At 64.4% G+C, this 17,529-nt stretch carries 15 protein-coding genes and 1 pseudogene; 9 read left to right on the top strand and 7 right to left on the bottom strand.

Annotated elements, in window-relative coordinates:
* Window positions 1-69: 69 nt before the first annotated feature.
* Together C3F42_RS15290 and C3F42_RS15285 are read right to left on the bottom strand one after the other, a co-directional pair.
* Entirely contained in the window at window positions 70-780 is a 711-nt protein-coding gene (locus C3F42_RS15290; protein ID WP_094011537.1) for a PolC-type DNA polymerase III, read from the bottom strand.
* Entirely contained in the window at window positions 777-2,714 is a 1,938-nt protein-coding gene (locus tag C3F42_RS15285) for a putative nucleotidyltransferase substrate binding domain-containing protein (RefSeq protein ID WP_104444588.1), read from the bottom strand. The genes C3F42_RS15290 and C3F42_RS15285 overlap by 4 nt, the downstream gene beginning before the upstream one ends.
* A gap of 205 nt (window positions 2,715-2,919) precedes the next feature.
* On the opposite strand from C3F42_RS15285, the pseudogene C3F42_RS15280 reads away from it, so the two are divergent.
* Window positions 2,920-3,376, top strand: a pseudogene (locus C3F42_RS15280) (response regulator).
* Between the two features lie 67 nt (window positions 3,377-3,443).
* Here C3F42_RS15280 and C3F42_RS15275 read toward each other — a convergent pair.
* Entirely contained in the window at window positions 3,444-5,621 is a 2,178-nt protein-coding gene (locus C3F42_RS15275; protein ID WP_023630881.1) for a malate synthase G, read from the bottom strand.
* Window positions 5,622-6,082: 461 nt separating this feature from the next.
* Here C3F42_RS15275 and C3F42_RS15270 point away from each other — a divergent pair, with 461 nt between their 5' ends.
* Complete coding sequence (locus C3F42_RS15270) at window positions 6,083-6,601, top strand: glycine cleavage system protein R (protein WP_023630882.1); 519 nt, start codon at window positions 6,083-6,085, stop codon at window positions 6,599-6,601.
* A 252-nt stretch (window positions 6,602-6,853) separates the two neighbouring features.
* Here C3F42_RS15270 and rarD read toward each other — a convergent pair whose 3' ends face one another.
* The 4 genes from rarD to C3F42_RS15250 all read right to left on the bottom strand — a co-directional run bounded on the left by rarD (window position 6,854) and on the right by C3F42_RS15250 (window position 10,418).
* On the bottom strand, window positions 6,854-7,741 hold the full coding sequence (gene rarD, locus C3F42_RS15265) for an EamA family transporter RarD (RefSeq protein ID WP_104444587.1): 888 nt from the start codon (window positions 7,739-7,741) through the stop codon (window positions 6,854-6,856).
* Window positions 7,742-7,805: 64 nt separating this feature from the next.
* A complete protein-coding gene (locus tag C3F42_RS15260) occupies window positions 7,806-8,780 on the bottom strand; it encodes a serine/threonine protein kinase (RefSeq protein ID WP_094011534.1) in 975 nt (324 codons plus the stop codon).
* 78 nt (window positions 8,781-8,858) lie between these two features.
* Window positions 8,859-9,623 carry a TOBE domain-containing protein gene (locus C3F42_RS15255; protein WP_094011533.1) on the bottom strand — a complete coding sequence of 255 codons (765 nt, stop codon included), beginning with the start codon at window positions 9,621-9,623 and terminating at the stop codon, window positions 8,859-8,861.
* A gap of 57 nt (window positions 9,624-9,680) precedes the next feature.
* Window positions 9,681-10,418: a ComF family protein gene (locus C3F42_RS15250; protein ID WP_094011532.1), complete on the bottom strand. Its 738-nt coding sequence runs from the start codon at window positions 10,416-10,418 to the stop codon at window positions 9,681-9,683.
* Window positions 10,419-10,507: 89 nt separating this feature from the next.
* On the opposite strand from C3F42_RS15250, the gene bioB reads away from it, so the two are divergent.
* The 7 genes from bioB to C3F42_RS15215 all read left to right on the top strand — a co-directional run bounded on the left by bioB (window position 10,508) and on the right by C3F42_RS15215 (window position 17,426).
* Window positions 10,508-11,566, top strand: a complete 1,059-nt coding sequence (gene bioB / locus C3F42_RS15245) for a biotin synthase BioB (RefSeq protein ID WP_094011531.1) — start codon at window positions 10,508-10,510, stop codon at window positions 11,564-11,566.
* Window positions 11,567-11,568: 2 nt separating this feature from the next.
* Window positions 11,569-12,741 carry an 8-amino-7-oxononanoate synthase gene (gene bioF, locus C3F42_RS15240; protein ID WP_094011530.1) on the top strand — a complete coding sequence of 391 codons (1,173 nt, stop codon included), beginning with the start codon at window positions 11,569-11,571 and terminating at the stop codon, window positions 12,739-12,741.
* Complete coding sequence (locus tag C3F42_RS15235) at window positions 12,734-13,465, top strand: alpha/beta fold hydrolase (protein WP_023633172.1); 732 nt, start codon at window positions 12,734-12,736, stop codon at window positions 13,463-13,465. The genes bioF and C3F42_RS15235 overlap by 8 nt, the downstream gene beginning before the upstream one ends.
* Window positions 13,458-14,282: a malonyl-ACP O-methyltransferase BioC gene (gene bioC / locus C3F42_RS15230; RefSeq protein ID WP_038707226.1), complete on the top strand. Its 825-nt coding sequence runs from the start codon at window positions 13,458-13,460 to the stop codon at window positions 14,280-14,282. The genes C3F42_RS15235 and bioC overlap by 8 nt, the downstream gene beginning before the upstream one ends.
* A 1-nt stretch (window position 14,283) precedes the next feature.
* Window positions 14,284-14,964, top strand: coding sequence for a dethiobiotin synthase (gene bioD / locus C3F42_RS15225; protein ID WP_094011529.1), 681 nt, complete (start codon window positions 14,284-14,286; stop codon window positions 14,962-14,964).
* A gap of 109 nt (window positions 14,965-15,073) precedes the next feature.
* On the top strand, window positions 15,074-15,370 hold the full coding sequence (locus C3F42_RS15220; RefSeq protein ID WP_038707227.1) for a hypothetical protein: 297 nt from the start codon (window positions 15,074-15,076) through the stop codon (window positions 15,368-15,370).
* Between the two features lie 250 nt (window positions 15,371-15,620).
* A complete protein-coding gene (locus tag C3F42_RS15215; RefSeq protein WP_094011528.1) occupies window positions 15,621-17,426 on the top strand; it encodes a phenylacyl-CoA dehydrogenase in 1,806 nt (601 codons plus the stop codon).
* Window positions 17,427-17,529: the final 103 nt, after the last annotated feature.

Here is a 17,529-nt window from a genome sequence, read left to right as displayed (position 1 = left end):
CAGAGGCAGGGGGGAGGGCGCAATTGACGCTTATCGGATTGCCAGCATGTGAGGGGAGCGCGATAAAAGTCAGAGGCCGTGGTGCTGCGCCTTGCGTCGTCGCCACTGGCGCACCCGCTGCTCCAGCTGCAGCGGGCTGTCCAGTTGCTGGCGGCGCGCCTGGCTGAACAGGATCAACGCGAGTTCCGCGGTCACCTGGGCATCGGCGCTGGCATGGTGGCGGGCCTGGACTTCGAGACCGAAACGGGCGATCCAGTCGTCCAGCCCGGCCTCGCGCAGCACGGTGTCGGGGTTGAGCATCGGCGCCAGCTCCGCCACGTCGAGAAACGGATGCTGCAGGCGCAGGCCCAGGCTGTCCTTCAACGCCCGGGCCAGCATACGCTGGTCGAACGGGGCATGGAACGCCAGTACCGGACTGTCGCCAATGAACGTCATCAGGTCGAGCAGGGCTTCGACCGGTTCGCAGCCGGCGGCCAGGGCGCTGGGGCCCAGGCCGTGGATCAGCACGCTGGCGTTGGTCTTCTGTTCGGGGCGGCGCAGGGTCCGTTCGAACGGCCGGCCGAGGTCGATGGCACCGTCCTCGATGGCCACCGCGCCGATCGACAGCACCTGGTCGCGATTGAGATTCAGGCCGCTGGTCTCCAGGTCCAGCACCACCCAGCGCTGTTCGCGCAGGGAGCACACGCCCAGGGGAGCAGGGCCGGGCAGCGCGTCCAGGCGCCGCTGCAGCGCCGCATCGAGTTCGGGTGCTGTGGGGCGCAACCAGGCGAACAGGTTCACAACTGGTACCGCAGGGCCAGGCTGCTCTGCAGGCGCTGGGCCTGGCGCAGGGACTCGCGCAGGATGCGCCGATCCAGGTGGTTGAGGCTGTCGGGGTCGAGCCGGTTGGAGTAAGGCATGTTCTCGCGGCTCTGGCGCTGGTGCTGCTGCATGCGGGTCTGCTGGATGAAGTGGTAGGCCTCTTCATAGGCGGCGCCGTCGAGCGGGTCGATTACCCCCTTAGTAATCAGCTGACGCAGCCGTTCGAGGGTGTTGCAGGCCGTTATGCCATGGGCTAGGGCCAGCAGCCGAGCGCCATCGACGAACGGGGTCAGGCCTTGCACCTTGAGGTCGAGGGTGGCGGCCTTGTCGTCACCCTGGCGGGTCAGCACGAACTCGCGCAGGCGCCCGACCGGCGGACGCTGGCGCAGGGCGTTGTCGGCCAGCATGCGCTGGAAGATGCGGTTGTCCGCGACCTGCTCCAGCAGGCCCTGGCGCAGTTGCTCGCAGCCTTGCTCGTCGCCCCAGACCACGCGCAGGTCGAAATAGATGCTCGAGCGCAGCAGGTTCTCGGGGCTGGCTTCGCGTACGAAGCCGGCGAAGCGCCGCGCCCACTCGCCACGCGACAGGCACAGCTCGGGGTTGCCGGCCATCACGTTGCCCTTGCACAGGGTGAAGCCGCACTGGGCCAGGTTGTGGTTGATATGCTGGGCCAACGGCAGCAAGCGTGCGCGGATCGCCTCGGCTTCGGCGCCGTCACGGGCCTCGAAAAGAATGCCGTTGTCCTGGTCGGTGTGCAGGGTCTGCTCGCGGCGGCCCTCGCTGCCGAAGCACAACCAGCTGAACGGCACGCCGGGGTCGCCGCGCTCGGCGATGGCCAGTTCGATCATCCGGCATACAGTGTGGTCGTTGAGCAGGGTGATGATCTGGGTAATCTGCGTCGAGGACGCGCCGTGGGCGAGCATGCGTTCGACCAACTGGCCGATTTCGCCGCGCAGTGACACCAGGCTGTCCAGCCGCGGTGCATGGCGGATGGTGCGGGCCAGGTGTACCAGGTCGACGCGTTGCAGAGAGAACAGGTCGCGCTCGGAAATCACCCCGCACAGGCGCTGGTTGTCCACCAGGCAGACGTGGGCGATGTGGCGTTCGGTCATCGCCATGGCGGCGTCGAACGCACTGGCCTGTGGGCTCAGGTAGAACGGTTTGGCGGTCATGTAGCGCTCGATGGGCGCGGTCAGTTCGGCGCTGGCGTCGGCCACCACCTGGCGCAGGTCGCGCAGAGTGAAGATGCCGATGGGGTGGCGCTGCTCATCGATGATCACGATGCTGCCGACCTGTTGCTCGTGCATCAGGCGCACGGCTTCGCGCAGTGCCAGGTCTGGCGTGCACACCACCGGGTGGCGCAGCGCCAGTTCGCCCAGCGGTGTGTTAAGCGAGTACTGCGTGCCCAGGGTTTCCACGGCGCGCTGGCGCACTTGCTGGTTGACCTGGTCGAGCAGGCTGCTGACGCCGCGCAGGGCGAAGTCGCGGAACACCTCGGACATGGAAAACACACGAATGAACGCGGCCTTGTCCAGTTGCAGGCAGAAGGTGTCTTCGCCGGCCAGGTGCTCGGTGCGGGTGGCCCGCTCGCCGAGCAAAGCCGCCAGCGGGAAGCATTCACCGCTGGTGATCTCGAAGGTGGTCTCGGTGCCTGGCCTGGTGACATGGTGACGTTCGCCGACCACGCGCCCCTGCTTGACGATATAGAAGTGCTCGACCGGGCCCTCTGCCGGCGTGATGATGCTTTCGCCGCCCGCGTAGAAGCGCAGCTGGCACTGTTCCACCAGGTAGGCCAGGTGGCTGTGTTCCATCTGGTTGAACGGCGGGAAACGCTGCAGGAACTGCAGGGTGCCCTGGATGTTTTGCAGTACCGCTGTCCTGCCGGCCTGGGTATAGGCGTCCTTTTTGCTCATGAAGCTGACCGTATCGCTACGCCGAACTATATATATCTATCTATAGGGGTCGGCTTTGTTGTTCTCGGCCCCCATGGTCGGCTGGCCGTACTGTGGTGCCCATTGGACGTAAGTCTAGAGCGAGGCTGTCAAGGATCCGACGAAAGGCGAACCGGGCTATGTAAATTTCGCGGTCCTAAGCTGTGAACGAGATTTTTTTGACGAGATGGGCCATGGCCGAGCATGAAGACATACTGAGTGACGCCGAGCGCGAGGCACTGGCCGGGGTGAGTGCGCCTGTCGCGGCTCGTCCCGTGGTACTGGTGGTGGACGACAATCCGGTGAACAGCGAGGCGCTGAGCCTGTACCTGAAGAGCCGAGGCATCGCCTGCATGACGGCAGACGGTGTGCAGGAAGCGATGTTGAAGCTGCATTACGAACCACGGATCGCGCTGATGATCACCGACCTGCGCATGGAGCCGAAGGATGGCCTGGAGCTGATTCGCCAGGTTCGCGAGTCCGAGCGGGCGGCGCTGTCGATCATCGTGGTGTCGGGCGACACCGATGTGAAGGAGGCGGTGGACGTGATGCACCTGGGGGTGGTGGATTTTCTGCTCAAGCCGGTGGACCTGGGCAAGTTGCTGGAGCTGGTGCGCCGCGAACTGAGGATGGATCAGGGCTGAAAACGATCGCGGGGCAAGTCGCATCGATGCTCCGATGCGACTTGCCCCGCGATGTGTTACTGGCGGCTTACAGCCCGTTGCGCGCCTTGAACTCGCGACGACGACGGTGCAGGACCGGCTCGGTGTAGCCGTTCGGTTGCTTGGCACCCTCGATCACCAGCTCGATCGCCGCCTGGAACGCGATGTTGTCATCGAAGTTCGGCGCCATCGGGCGGTACAGGGCGTCACCGGCGTTCTGCTTGTCCACCACCGCGGCCATGCGCTTGAGGCTTTCCAGCACCTGCTCCTGGGTGACTACGCCATGGCGTAGCCAGTTGGCCAGCAGCTGGGCCGAAATCCGCAGGGTGGCACGGTCTTCCATCAGGCCGACATCGTTGATGTCCGGCACTTTCGAACAGCCCACGCCCTGGTCGATCCAGCGCACCACGTAGCCGAGGATGCCCTGGGCGTTGTTGTCCAGCTCGTTGCGGATCTCTTCGGCCGACCAGTTGGTGTTGGCCGCCAGCGGGATGGTGAGGATATCGTCGACCGAAGCTGGGGTGCGCGAAGCCAGCTCGCGCTGACGGGCCTGCACATCGACCTTGTGATAGTGCAGGGCGTGCAGGGTGGCGGCGGTCGGCGACGGTACCCAGGCGGTGTTGGCGCCGGCCAGCGGGTGGGCGATCTTCTGCTCGAGCATGGCGGCCATCAGGTCGGGCATGGCCCACATGCCCTTGCCGATCTGCGCGCGGCCCTGAAGTCCGGTGGCAAGGCCGACATCGACGTTGTTGTTTTCGTAGGCGCCGATCCACTTCTCGTTCTTCATGGCGCCCTTGCGCACCACGGCGCCGGCTTCCATGGAGGTGTGGATCTCGTCACCGGTGCGGTCGAGGAAGCCGGTGTTGATGAACACCACGCGCTCGGCCGCGGCCTTGATGCAGGCCTTGAGGTTGACCGTGGTACGGCGCTCCTCGTCCATGATGCCGACCTTGACGGTGTTGCGTTTCATCCCGAGCAGATCTTCGACGCGGCTGAAGATCTCGGCGGCGAACGCCACCTCTTCAGGGCCATGCATCTTCGGCTTGACGATGTAGACGCTGCCGGTTCGGGTGTTCTTGCGGCTAGTGTTGCCGTTGAGGTTGTGCAGGGCGATCAGGTTGGTGAACAGGCCGTCCTGGATGCCTTCGGGGATTTCGTTGCCCTGGGCGTCGAGGATCGCCGGGTTGGTCATCAGGTGCCCGACGTTGCGCACGAACAGCAGCGAGCGGCCGTGCAGGGTCACGCTGCCGCCATTGGGCGCGGCGTATTCGCGATCCGGGTTCATGGTGCGGGTGAAGGTCTTGCCGCCTTTGCTCACGCTTTCAGCCAGGTCGCCTTTCATCAGGCCCAGCCAGTTGCGGTAGACGATCACTTTGTCGTCGGCGTCGACGGCGGCGACCGAGTCTTCGCAGTCCATGATGGTGGTCAGTGCCGATTCCATCAGGATGTCTTTCAGTCCGGCGGCGTCGGTGCTGCCGACAGGGGTGCTGGCGTCGACCTGGATCTCGAAGTGCAGGCCGTTGTGCTTGAGCAGCACCGCGGTCGGCGCAGCGGCATCGCCGTGGAAACCGATCAGCTGGGCATCGTCACGCAGCCCGCTGTTGCTGCCGCCTTTGAGCGCGACTACCAGCTTGCCGCCTTCGATGCGGTAGGCGGTGGAGTCGACATGGGAGCCGGCGGCCAGTGGCGCGGCCTGGTCGAGGAAGGCGCGGCCGAAAGCGATCACCTTGTCGCCACGGACCTTGTTGTAGCCCTGGCCTTTTTCAGCGCCGCCTTCCTCGCTGATGGCATCGGTGCCGTACAGCGCATCATACAGCGAGCCCCAACGGGCGTTGGCGGCGTTCAGGGCGAAGCGGGCGTTCATCACCGGCACCACCAGCTGCGGGCCGGCCATGACCGCGATCTCTTCATCGACGTTCTGGGTGGTGGCCTGGAAGTCCTCGACGGCTGGCAGCAGGTAGCCGATTTCCTCGAGGAACGCCTTGTAGGCCACGGCGTCGTGGGCCTGGCCTTTGCGGGCCTGGTGCCAGGCGTCGATCCTGGCTTGCAGCTCGTCGCGCTTGGCGAGCAGGGCTTTGTTCTTCGGAGCGAGGTCTTTAATGATCTCTGCCGCCCCGGCCCAGAACGCATCGGCCTTGATGCCGGTTCCAGGGATCGCTTCGTCGTTGACGAAGTCGTACAGGGCCTTGGCGACCTGAAGGCCACCGACTTGAACGTATCCAGTCATTGCTTGCCTCACCTCTGCTCAGCTATTTCGCTTTCGCTCTTCTGTATTAAGCCTGTAGCGCTTCTCTAAACACGGCACCAGTGCATGCCCGCGTGATCCGGGGCGGCTGGGTGCGGCTCGCCAGACGGGCCGGCGGGCGGTTGGCGTATTTTCACAGGCGCCTTGGCAGACATCGAAACGACGTTTTTGTAGTCCGCGCCGATGCATACTACATGAAGCAGCAGGCAGGTAAACATCAGACTAAAAGCGTCGCTCTGCGACCGATTGGTCGCATGGGGTCACGCTGGGAGACGATATGTTCGCAAAAAACAGGTGGATTGTTCCAGATAAATCTTGAAACAGTACACGATTAGTTGCCTTGACTGTCCTGCGGCAGGTTGCCGCGCCTTGCCTATACTGATTTGATCCCCGTATCGCCCCCATCTGCGGCGGCGCTTGCAGAGCAATGAAGGAGTGGCCCCGTGGACCATCTTGTACTGACCGTGATTGCCCCTGACAAGGCCGGGCAGGTAGAACGTATCGCCCAGTGCATCGCCGATCACAACGGCAACTGGCTGGAAAGCCGCATGTCACGCATGGCCGGCCAGTTCGCCGGGATCTTGCGGGTGGCGGTACCGGCGGAGAACTACGCCGAACTGGTCGAGTCGTTGCAGAAACTGGGCGACCACGGCATTCGCGTGTTGATCGCCGAAAGCGGCATAGAACCGTCCTGCACCTGGAAACCGATCGCGATGGAGCTGGTGGGCAACGACAGGCCCGGCATCGTTCGCGACATTACCCGCTTGCTGGCAGAGCTTGGGGTGAACGTGGAGCGTCTTAGCACCGAGGTGCGCCCGGCGCCGATGAGCAGCGAGCCGTTGTTCCAGGCCGATGCGCTGCTGGCGCTGCCGTTGACCCTGTCGCTGGATGATTTGCAGGCAAGGTTGGAGAGCCTGGCGGATGATCTGATGGTGGAGTTGAAGTTACGGTCGGAGGATTGATAGCCATAGCGGGCAATCGCGGGGCAAGACGGCTCCCACGGTTATCCCGATTTAACGGGGACGCCCCTGTGGATAACCTGGGGGCGTACCGCTACAGCCCAATAACCACGCTGGTTAGCCAGCATTGAGCAAAAAACACTCAGTAATCAGTCGCTTGTGCACAAACCACGGGGACGAGGGTGTGGATAACCTCTGGAGACCTCGCTACAGGCCACGAATTTCGTGGCGTGTAGCTGTTTGATTATTAATTGATCAGGCGCGCTTGCGCAAACTCAGCCAGGCATCGACGCTGTACACCGCCAGCCCCGCCCAGATGCACGCGAACGCCAGCAGGTTGCTGGAGGTCAGGTGCTCATCGAACAGCCACACCGCTTGCAGCAGCACCAAGGTCGGCGCCAGGTACTGCAGGAAGCCCAGGGTGGTGTAGGGCAGGTGGCGCGCGGCGGCGTTGAAGCACACCAGGGGTATCAGGGTGACCGGGCCGGCGGCGATCAGCCACAGGGCCTCGCTTCTATTCAAAAACGCCAGGCTGGCGCTGTTGGCCGTCGGGTGCAGCAGCAGCCAGCCGATCGCCAGGGGTACCAGCATCCAGGTCTCGACCACCAGACCGGGCAGCGCCGCTACCGGCGCCTGCTTGCGGATGAGGCCGTAGAAGCCGAACGACAGGGCCAGCGCCAACGATACCCAGGGCAGGCTGCCGACCTGCCAGACCTGTTGCGCCACGCCCAGGGCCGCCAGGCCCACTGCCAGCCATTGCAGGCGGCGCAGGCGCTCACCGAGCAGCAACATGCCCAGTAGTACGTTGATCAGCGGGTTGATGTAGTAGCCCAGGCTTGCTTCGAGCATGCGCCCGTTGTTCACCGCCCATACATAGGTCAGCCAGTTGCCTGCGATCAGCGTGCCGCTCAGGGCCAGAATGGCCAGGCGCCTGGGGTTGTCGCGCAGTTCGCGCCACCAGCCGGGGTGTTTCCATACCAGCAGCAGGAGCGAGCCGAACAGCGCCGACCAAAGCACCCGATGGACGATGATCTCCACCGCCGGGACGCTCTGGATCGCTTTGAAGTACAGGGGGAACAGGCCCCAGATGATGTAGGCGCCAAGGCCCAGAATATACCCGCGACGCGGGTTTGCGGCGTGCATGCAGAATCCTTGCTTAGGTAGCTAAATAAAGCGACGCCTATTGTAGACAGAGCGCGGCGCGCTTCTAGAACAATTTCAACGGTTGTTCATCCAGCGCGGCCATCTGTTCGCGCAGGGCAAGGATCTGGTCGCCCCAGTAACGCGGCTGGCCGAACCACGGGAAGCTCGGCGGGAACGCCGGGTCATCCCAGCGCCGTGCCAGCCAGGCGCTGTAGTGCAGCTGGCGCAGGGCGCGCAGTGGCTCGATCAGGGCAAGCTCGCGCGGGTCGAAATCGTGGAACTCGTTGTAACCGTCGATCAGCTCGGCCAGTTGGCCGAGGCGCTCCTCGCGGCTGCCGGCAAGCATCATCCACAGGTCCTGCACCGCCGGGCCCATGCGGCAGTCGTCGAGGTCGACCACATGGTAGACGTCGTCGCGGTGCATCAGGTTGCCGGGGTGCAGGTCGCCGTGCAGGCGGATCCGCTGGTGCGGGGTGCGGGCGTAGATATCCTCGACCCGCTTGAGCAGGTCGCGGGCCACGGATTCGAAGGCCTGCAGCAGCTCGCGAGGAACGAAGCCCCCGTCCAGCAGGGTGTTGAGCGAAGCATGGCCAAAGTTGTCCACAGTCAGCTGTTCACGGTGTTCGAATGGCCGGATGGCCGCCACGGCATGCAAACGCCCGAGTAACTGACCCAGGCGATACAGCTGGTCGAGGTTGCCCGGCTCCGGAGCATGGCCGCCACGGCGCGGGAACAGGGCAAAGCGAAACCCCTGGTGCTCGAACAGGGAGCGACCCTCGTGCAGCAGCGGAGCCACCACGGGCACTTCGCACTCCGCCAGCTCGGCGGTGAAGGCGTGTTCTTCGAGGATTGCCGCATCGCTCCAGCGCCCAGGGCGGTAGAACTTGGCGATTAGCGGTTGTTCCCCCTCGATGCCCACCTGATAGACACGGTTTTCGTAGCTGTTGAGCGCCAGCACCCGCGCATCGCTGAGAAAGCCCAGGCTTTCCACGGCGTCCAGCACGAGGTCGGGGGTGAGGGTGTCGAAGGGGTGGGACATGAAAGGCTCCAGGCGCGGGAACGGCGTGGCTGCATGTTACCCCAATCACGTGGCAGGCCCCGCCCTTGTCGTATACGGTTAGACTGGCACCCCCAGCAACACGAACGACGGATGGAACTGCACCCGCATCATGCTCTGCGGCACGACTTGATACTGCGCCAGCCAGTCAGCCTCGGCGAAAGCGCACAAAGTCTGTCCGTTACCCAGCGCCAGGCGCACCTCGACGGGACCGTCCTGCTCACCGACAAGCTCCTCGACCTTGGCCTGCAGGCAATTGCTGCCTTGCGCCGCCAGTTCGTCCGGCCCCAGCAACTGTACCCACCCCGCCTTCAGCAATGCCACGACGGTGCCGCCCAGCGCCAGTTCCAGGCGCTCGGTACTGCCCCGGGTGATCAAGGCCTCGATCTCCAGACCGCCGCCCAAGTCCAGGCTGATGCGGTCATGCCGGCCTTCGCGGCGCAGCCCGCTGATCCGCCCTTGCAACTGGTTGCGCGCACTGGTGCGCAGCATCAGCCGGCCGAGCAACGCGAGGTCGTTGCTGTCCTCGGCGGATTCCAGGATCTCTGCCTGCAACGCCTGCAGCCGCTGGTACAGGCGCAGGATGCGTTCGCCTTCGGCGGACAGCCGGGCACCACCGCCCCCCCGACCCCCAGTGCTGCGCTCCACCAGCGGCTGCGCCGCCAGGTTATTGAGTTCGTCGATGGCATCCCAGGCGGCCTTGTAGCTGATACCGGCAGCCTTGGCGGCGCGGGTGATGGACCCTTGCTCGGCGACATGTTGCAGCAGGGCGATGCGCTGTGGGCGGCGGGTGATGTGCTGGGCGAGCAAGGCGGGTAGGGACATGGGCGGACATCAGGCGTGGTGTAGGTCCTGCGACGTTGCCGCCGCCACAGGGGCAAGTCAAGCCTGCCCCGGGCGCGGTGTGCGTGCCAGGCAGTAGATGTCCACCCGCCGGGCACCGGCTTTGCGCAGCAACCGGGCGATGGTCTGCGCGGTCGCCCCGGTGGTCAGCACGTCGTCGACCAGCGCCAGGTGCAGGCCTTGCAGTTCCCTGCCGGGGATGAGGGCGAAAGCCTGCCGCAGGTTGCGTTGCCGGGCCTTGGCGCCGAGCGCCTGTTGCGCCGTTGTATCACGCACCCGCTGCAGCAGGTGCTCGTCGCAGGGCAGGCGCAATTGTCTGCCCAGCCAGCGGGCGAGCATCGCTGCCTGGTTGAAGCCGCGCTGGCGCAGTCGTCGTCCGGCCAGGGGAACGGGCAACAAGCAGTCAGGCCGTGGCAAGCCTTCGTAATAGTGCTGGTTCAGGCTCTGGCCGAGCAATTGGGCCAGTAACCGCCCCAAGGGCCACTGGCTGTTGTGCTTGAAGCGGCTTATCAGGGTGTCGACGGGAAAGCCGTAATGCCAGGGCGCGATTACCCGTTTGAATGCCGGTGGGTGGCGGCTGCAGCTGCCACAGAGAAGGTCGTCCAAGGCCAGTGGCAGCGCGCATCGGCGGCATTGCTCTTGCAGCCAGGGCAGCGCCTGTTCGCAGGCGAGGCACAGGGAATAGGGCTGCCCTGCGGGCTCGTCGCAGAGCAAACAGGGTTGATCGATATTTGTACAGATGTAAACCAGTATGTTCTTGATTGGTTGACAGTTCATGGGCCTTCCGTGACTATGCGAGCTATCCGTGATGCGCTGGAAGGTTTTCCTGTCCCGGCGTCAGTCAGACCATAGATAAGGAAACGCCGATGAGCGCTAGCGCAATTGCAACAACCCGTCACGACTGGTCCCTGGCCGAGGTCAAGGCACTGTTCCAGCAGCCGTTCAATGACCTGCTGTTCCAGGCCCAGACCATGCACCGCGCGCATTTCGACCCCAACCGTGTGCAGGTCTCCACGCTGCTGTCGATCAAGACCGGCGCCTGCCCGGAAGATTGCAAATATTGTCCGCAGTCCGGCCACTACAACACCGGGCTGGAAAAACAGAAGCTGATGGAAGTGCAGAAGGTGCTGGAGGAGGCCGCCCGGGCCAAGGCCATCGGTTCGACCCGCTTCTGCATGGGCGCGGCGTGGAAGCATCCTTCGGCCAAGGACATGCCTTACGTGCTGGAGATGGTCAAAGGGGTCAAGGCCATGGGCCTGGAAACCTGCATGACCCTCGGCAAGCTCGACCAGGAGCAGACCCAGGCCCTGGCCCAGGCCGGCCTGGACTACTACAACCACAACCTCGACACCTCGCCGGAGTTCTACGGCAGCATCATCACCACCCGTACCTACAGCGACCGCCTGCAGACCCTGGCCTACGTGCGTGACGCCGGCATGAAGATCTGCTCCGGCGGCATCCTTGGCATGGGCGAGTCGCTGGACGACCGCGCAGGCCTGTTGATCCAGCTGGCCAATCTGCCCGAGCACCCGGAGTCGGTGCCGATCAACATGCTGGTCAAGGTTGCCGGCACGCCGCTGGCCGACGAGGAAGACGTCGATCCGTTCGACTTCATCCGCATGCTTGCCGTGGCCCGGATCCTCATGCCCAAGTCCCACGTGCGCCTGTCGGCAGGCCGTGAGCAGATGAACGAGCAGATGCAGGCCCTGGCATTCATGGCCGGAGCCAACTCGATCTTCTACGGCGAGAAGCTGCTGACCACGGCCAACCCGCAGGCTGACAAGGACATGCAGCTGTTCGCCCGCCTGGGTATCCAGCCGGAAGCTCGCGAAGAGCACGCCGACGAAGTGCACCAGGCCGCTATCGAGCAGGCGCTGGTCGAGCAGCGCAGCAGCGAGCTGTTCTACGACGCAGCCTCGGCCTGAGCATGGCCTTCGATCTCGCCGCGCGGCTGGCCGAACGGCGTGCCGCGGACCTCTATCGTCAACGGCCGCTGCTGGAAAGCCCGCAAGGGCCGCAGGTGGTGGTCGATGGCCAGCCGCTGCTGGCCTTCTGCAGCAATGACTACCTGGGCCTGGCCAATCACCCCGAGGTGATCAAGGCCTGGCGCGATGGCGCCGAGCGCTGGGGTGTCGGCGGTGGTGCCTCGCATCTGGTGATCGGCCACAGCACGCCGCACCATGCCGTTGAAGAAGCGCTGGCCGAGTTGACCGGGCGGCCCCGGGCATTGCTGTTCTCCACCGGCTACATGGCCAACCTGGGGGCTATCACCGCGCTTGTGGGGCAGGGCGACACAGTCTTGCAGGACCGCCTCAATCACGCTTCCCTGCTCGACGGCGGGCTGCTCAGTGGCGCCCGTTTCAGCCGCTACCTGCACAACGACCCGGCCAGCTTGGCCAGTCGTCTAGAGAAAGCTACCGGCAATACCCTGGTGGTTACCGACGGCGTGTTCAGTATGGATGGCGATTGCGCCGACCTTCCGGCCCTGGCCAATGCCGCCTGCAGCCGCGACGCTTGGCTGATGGTCGACGATGCCCATGGCTTTGGTACCTTGGGCGTCAACGGCGGCGGCCTGGTCGAGCATTTCGGTCTGGGTGTCGATGATGTGCCGGTGCTGATCGGCACGCTGGGCAAGGCCTGTGGTACCGCCGGCGCCTTCGTTGCCGGCAGCGAGGACCTGATCGAGGCGCTGGTGCAGTTCGCCCGGCCGTACATCTACACCACCAGCCAGCCGCCGGCATTGGCGTGCGCCACGCTCAAGGCGCTGGAGCTGCTGCGCCGGGAGCGCTGGCGGCGTGAGCACCTGGCCGCGCTGGTCCGGCAGTTCCGTGCCGGGGCCGAGGCGATCGGCCTGACCCTGATGGATAGCCACACTGCAATCCAGCCGATCCTTATCGGCGATGCGGGGCGGGCGCTGGCATTGTCCCGCTTGCTGCGCGAACGCGGCCTGCTGGTCACAGCGATTCGCCCGCCCACCGTACCCGCCGGCAGTGCCCGTCTGCGGGTGACCCTGAGCGCTGCCCACAGTGAGGCGCAGGTGCAGCTATTGTTGAATGCATTGGCCGAGTGTTATCCACAGCTGGAGTCCGCCGATGCGTAACCGAATGATCCTTCTGCCCGGCTGGGGGCTGGGCACCGCCTCACTGGAGCCGCTGGCCGCCAGCCTGCGTGCCCAGGACCCGCGCCTGCAGGTCGAACTGATGCCGTTGCCGGATCTGCCTGACAACGACCCGCTGGCCTGGGTCGACTACCTCGACCGCAAGCTGCCCAACGACGTGTGGCTGGGCGGCTGGTCGCTGGGTGGCATGCTTGCCAGCGCCCTGGCGCACAAGCGCGGCGATCATTGCTGCGGCTTGCTCACCCTGGCCAGCAACCCCAGTTTCGTCGTTCGGCCGGACTGGCCGCACGGAATGGCGCCGGATACCTTCGGCACCTTCCTTGATGGCTGCCGCAGCCATACCCAGGTGACACTCAAGCGCTTTCGTACCTTGTGCAGCGACGGCGCGCTGCAACCGCGCACCTTGCTGCGCCAGCTGGGCGTCGGCGTGCCCGACACCGATCCGCTGTACCTGGCCACTGGGCTGGAGGTGCTGGCCAGCCTTGATACACGCGCTGCCCTGGAGCAATACGGCGGCCCGCAGTTGCACCTGTTCGCCGGTAGTGACGCGCTGGTACCGGTGGAGGCTGCCAAGGCCCTGAGCGACCTGTTGCCTGACGTGGAAGTCGGCCTGGTCGAAGACAGTTCCCACGCCTTCCTGCTGGAGTACCCGCAGGAGCTGGCGGCGGGCATCAAGAGTTTCCTGCATGAGAGTGGTGATGACTGATCTTTCCCAGCCCACCTTGCCCGGTGCCCTGCCGGACAAGCGCCAGGTGGCGGCTTCGTTTTCCCGCGCCGCGGCCAGCTACGACAGTGTCGCGGCCCTGCAGCGCGCCGTAGGCATGGCGCTGCTGGATAAACTGCCCGCAGGGCTCGCCCCAGCGCGCTGGCTGGACATGGGCAGTGGCACCGGCCATTTCAGCCGGGTCCTGGCCGAGTGCTTCAACGATGCCGATGGTGTGGCGGTGGACATCGCCGAGGGCATGTTGCGCCATGCCCGTGAGCACGGCGGCGCCCGGCACCATGTGGCAGGTGACGCCGAGCGTCTGCCGTTGCTCGATGGCAGTGTAGATCTGCTGTTCAGCAGCCTGGCGGTGCAGTGGTGCGGCCAGTTCGCCAGCGTGCTGGGTGAGGCACGACGGGTGCTGCGCCCAGGCGGGGTGTTGGCATTCAGCAGCTTGTGCGTGGGCACCCTCGATGAGTTGCGTGCCAGCTGGCAAGCCGTCGATGGCATGGTGCATGTCAATCGCTTCCGGCGTTTCGAGGATTACCAGCGTCTATGCGGGGACAGCGGCCTGGAGCTGATCGACCTGGAGCGACGTCCCCATGTACTGCATTACCTCGACGTGCGCAGCCTGACCCACGAGCTCAAGGCACTGGGTGCGCACAACCTCAATCCAGGGCGCCCATCGGGGTTGACCGGACGCGCGCGGATGCAGGGCCTGTTGCAGGCCTATGAACAGTTCCGCCAGCCTCAGGGGCTGCCTGCCACCTATCAGGTGGTGTATGGCGTCTTGCGCAAACCGCTGGCCGGGGAGCAGTGACATGAGCCAGGCCTATTTTGTTGCCGGCACCGACACCGATGTCGGCAAGACCACCATCGCCGCGGGTCTGCTGCATGCGGCGATGCAGTCGGGGCTGAGCACGCTGGCGGCCAAGCCGGTGGCATCCGGGTGCATGGTGACGCCCAGAGGGTTGCGCAACAGCGATGCCTTGGCGTTGATCGATGAAAGCTCGGTCAAAATGCCGTATGAAGCGGTCAATCCTTTCGCTTTTGAGCCGGCCATCGCTCCACACGTGGCGGCGCACGAGGCGGGGGTGGTGTTGAGCGTACCGGTGCTGCGTGATGCGATGCAGCAGGTGCTGGCGCAGCACGCCGACTTCACCTTGATCGAAGGGGCCGGCGGCTGGCGGGTGCCGTTGTCCGACCATGCCAACCTGTCAGACCTGGCCATTGCCCTGAAACTGCCGGTAATCCTGGTGGTAGGGGTGCGGTTGGGATGTATCAACCACGCCTTGCTCAGCGCCGAAGCCATCGCCCGCGACGGCCTGCAACTGGCCGGTTGGGTGGCGAACATCGTCGATCCGCGGACATCGCGCCTGGAGGAGAACCTGTCGAGCCTAGCTGAGCGGCTGCCCGCGCCATGCCTGGGGCGCATACCCTGGTTGAAACAAGCGAGCGCCGCTGCGGTGGCGGAGCATTTGCACCTGGACCTGCTGGATTAGGCCTTTGCCTATCAGCTGGCACTAGGCTATTAGGGATTTAAACGGGCCTTTTTCCCGGTCTGCTGCTTTAATAAGGTCTGTTCATCATCCAGCGTCATGGAGTCCTGACATGGAAATCAATGCGAGTTCCGCCTTCTACGCGGGCCTGGGTGCCATCCAGAACGGGCAGAACCGGGTCGATCAGGCCGCCCAGCAGATCGCCAGCGGCGCCGTCGAGCGTGGCACCAGCGGGCAGTCCAGCGACTACCAGGCAGAGCGTCTGCGCAGCGTTGACCGCAGCCAACAGATGGATCTGGCCACCAGCACCGTGCAACTGGCCCTGGGCAAGCACGAAGTCGAACTGGGTGCCAAAGTCGCCAAGGCTTCCGATGAAATGCTCGGCCGATTCATCGACACCTACGCCTGACTCGCTGAACCACATTCGCTTACTTCGCGGGGCAAGCCCGCTTCCATTCGTGGGAGCGGGCTTGCCCCGCGATACGTTTGAGGGTGTTTGGCCGAATTGTCATATTAGGCGGCATAAATGCCATTGTTAGCCCACCTTGACAGCGAGGCGTCCTAAACGTAAGTTTCAAACAACTGTTTGACCGAAAGCCGCCAAGAGCTGGTCGGTACCCGCGGTCTCCCTACCGAACTCATCACAGAGGTTCATCGCAATGCCTGATTACAAAGCCCCCTTGCGTGATATCCGCTTCGTCCGCGACGAACTGCTCGGCTATGAGGCGCATTATCAGAGCCTGCCGGGCTGCCAGGACGCCACGCCCGACATGGTCGACGCGATCCTGCAGGAAGGCGCGAAGTTCTGTGAAGAGGTACTGGCCCCGCTGAACCGCGTCGGCGACCTGGAAGGCTGCACCTGGAGCGAGGCGGGCGTGAAGACCCCGACCGGCTTCAAGGAAGCCTACCAACAGTTCGTCGAAGGCGGCTGGCCGAGCCTGGCCCATGACGTCGAGCACGGCGGTCAGGGCCTGCCAGAATCGTTGGGCTTGGCCCTGAGCGAAATGGTCGGTGAAGCGAACTGGTCGTGGGGCATGTATCCAGGCCTCTCCCACGGTGCAATGAACACCATCTCCGAGCACGGAACCCCAGAGCAGCAGGAAACCTATCTGACCAAGCTGGTGTCCGGCGAATGGACCGGCACCATGTGCCTGACCGAACCGCACTGCGGCACCGACTTGGGCATGCTGCGCACCAAGGCCGAACCTCAGGCCGACGGTAGCTACAAAGTGTCCGGCACCAAGATCTTCATCTCGGCCGGTGAACACGACATGGCCGACAACATCGTGCACATCGTCCTGGCCCGCCTGCCCGATGCGCCGGCCGGCACCAAGGGTATCTCGCTGTTCATCGTGCCGAAGTTCCTGCCCAACGCCGAAGGAGGCGCGGGCGAGCGCAACGGCGTGAGCTGCGGCTCGCTTGAGCACAAGATGGGCATCCACGGCAACGCCACCTGCGTGATGAACTTCGACAGCGCCACCGGCTATCTGATCGGCCCCGCCAACAAGGGCCTGAACTGCATGTTCACTTTCATGAACACCGCTCGCCTGGGCACCGCGCTGCAAGGCCTGGCCCACGCCGAGGTGGCGTTCCAGGGTGGTCTGAAATATGCCCGTGACCGCCTGCAGATGCGCTCGCTGACCGGCCCTAAAGCCCCGGATAAAGCCGCTGACCCGATCATTGTCCACCCGGACGTGCGCCGCATGTTGCTGACCATGAAGGCGTTCGCCGAAGGCAACCGCGCCATGGTCTACTTCACCGCCAAGCAGGTGGACATCGTCAAGTACAGCCAGGATGAGGAAGAGCGCAAGAAGGCCGACGCGCTGTTGGCTTTCCTGACCCCGATCGCCAAGGCGTTCATGACCGAAGTTGGTTTCGAGTCGGCCAACCACGGTGTGCAGATCTACGGCGGTCATGGCTTCATCGCCGAATGGGGCATGGAGCAAAACGTACGCGACAGCCGCATTTCCATGCTGTACGAAGGCACCACAGGCATCCAGGCGCTTGACCTGCTCGGCCGCAAGGTGCTGATGACCCAGGGCGAGGCGCTCAAAGGCTTCACCAAGATCGTTCACAAGTTCTGCCAATCCCAGGAAGGCAACGCCGCCACCAAGGAGTTCGTCGAGCCGCTGGCCGCGATCAACAAGGAATGGGGCGAGCTGACCATGAAGATCGGCATGGCCGCGATGAAGGACCGCGAGGAAGTGGGTGCCGCTTCGGTGGACTACCTGATGTACTCCGGCTATGCGTGCCTGGCCTACTTCTGGGCCGACATCGCCCGCTTGGCAGCCGAGAAACTGGCAGCCGGCACCAGCGAAGAGGCGTTCTACACCGCCAAACTGCAGACTGCGCGCTTCTACTTCCAGCGCATCCTGCCGCGTACCCGCACCCACGTGGCGGCCATTCTGTCCGGCGCCGACAACCTGATGGCGATGAAGGAAGAAGACTTCGGTCTGTCCATCTAAGCCCAGACGGTTGCACGAAACCGCCTGCCGTTACCGGCAGGCGGTTTTTTTTGCCTGTGATTTTGGCTCCAGGAGCCTGTCGCGGGGCAAGCCTACAAGTTAG

The organism is Pseudomonas sp. PONIH3, from assembly GCF_002934345.1.
GTDB lineage: Bacteria > Pseudomonadota > Gammaproteobacteria > Pseudomonadales > Pseudomonadaceae > Aquipseudomonas > Aquipseudomonas soli.
The sequence above is the reverse complement of the archived record's forward strand: the minus strand, read 5'-3'. Positions and strand labels throughout refer to the sequence as shown.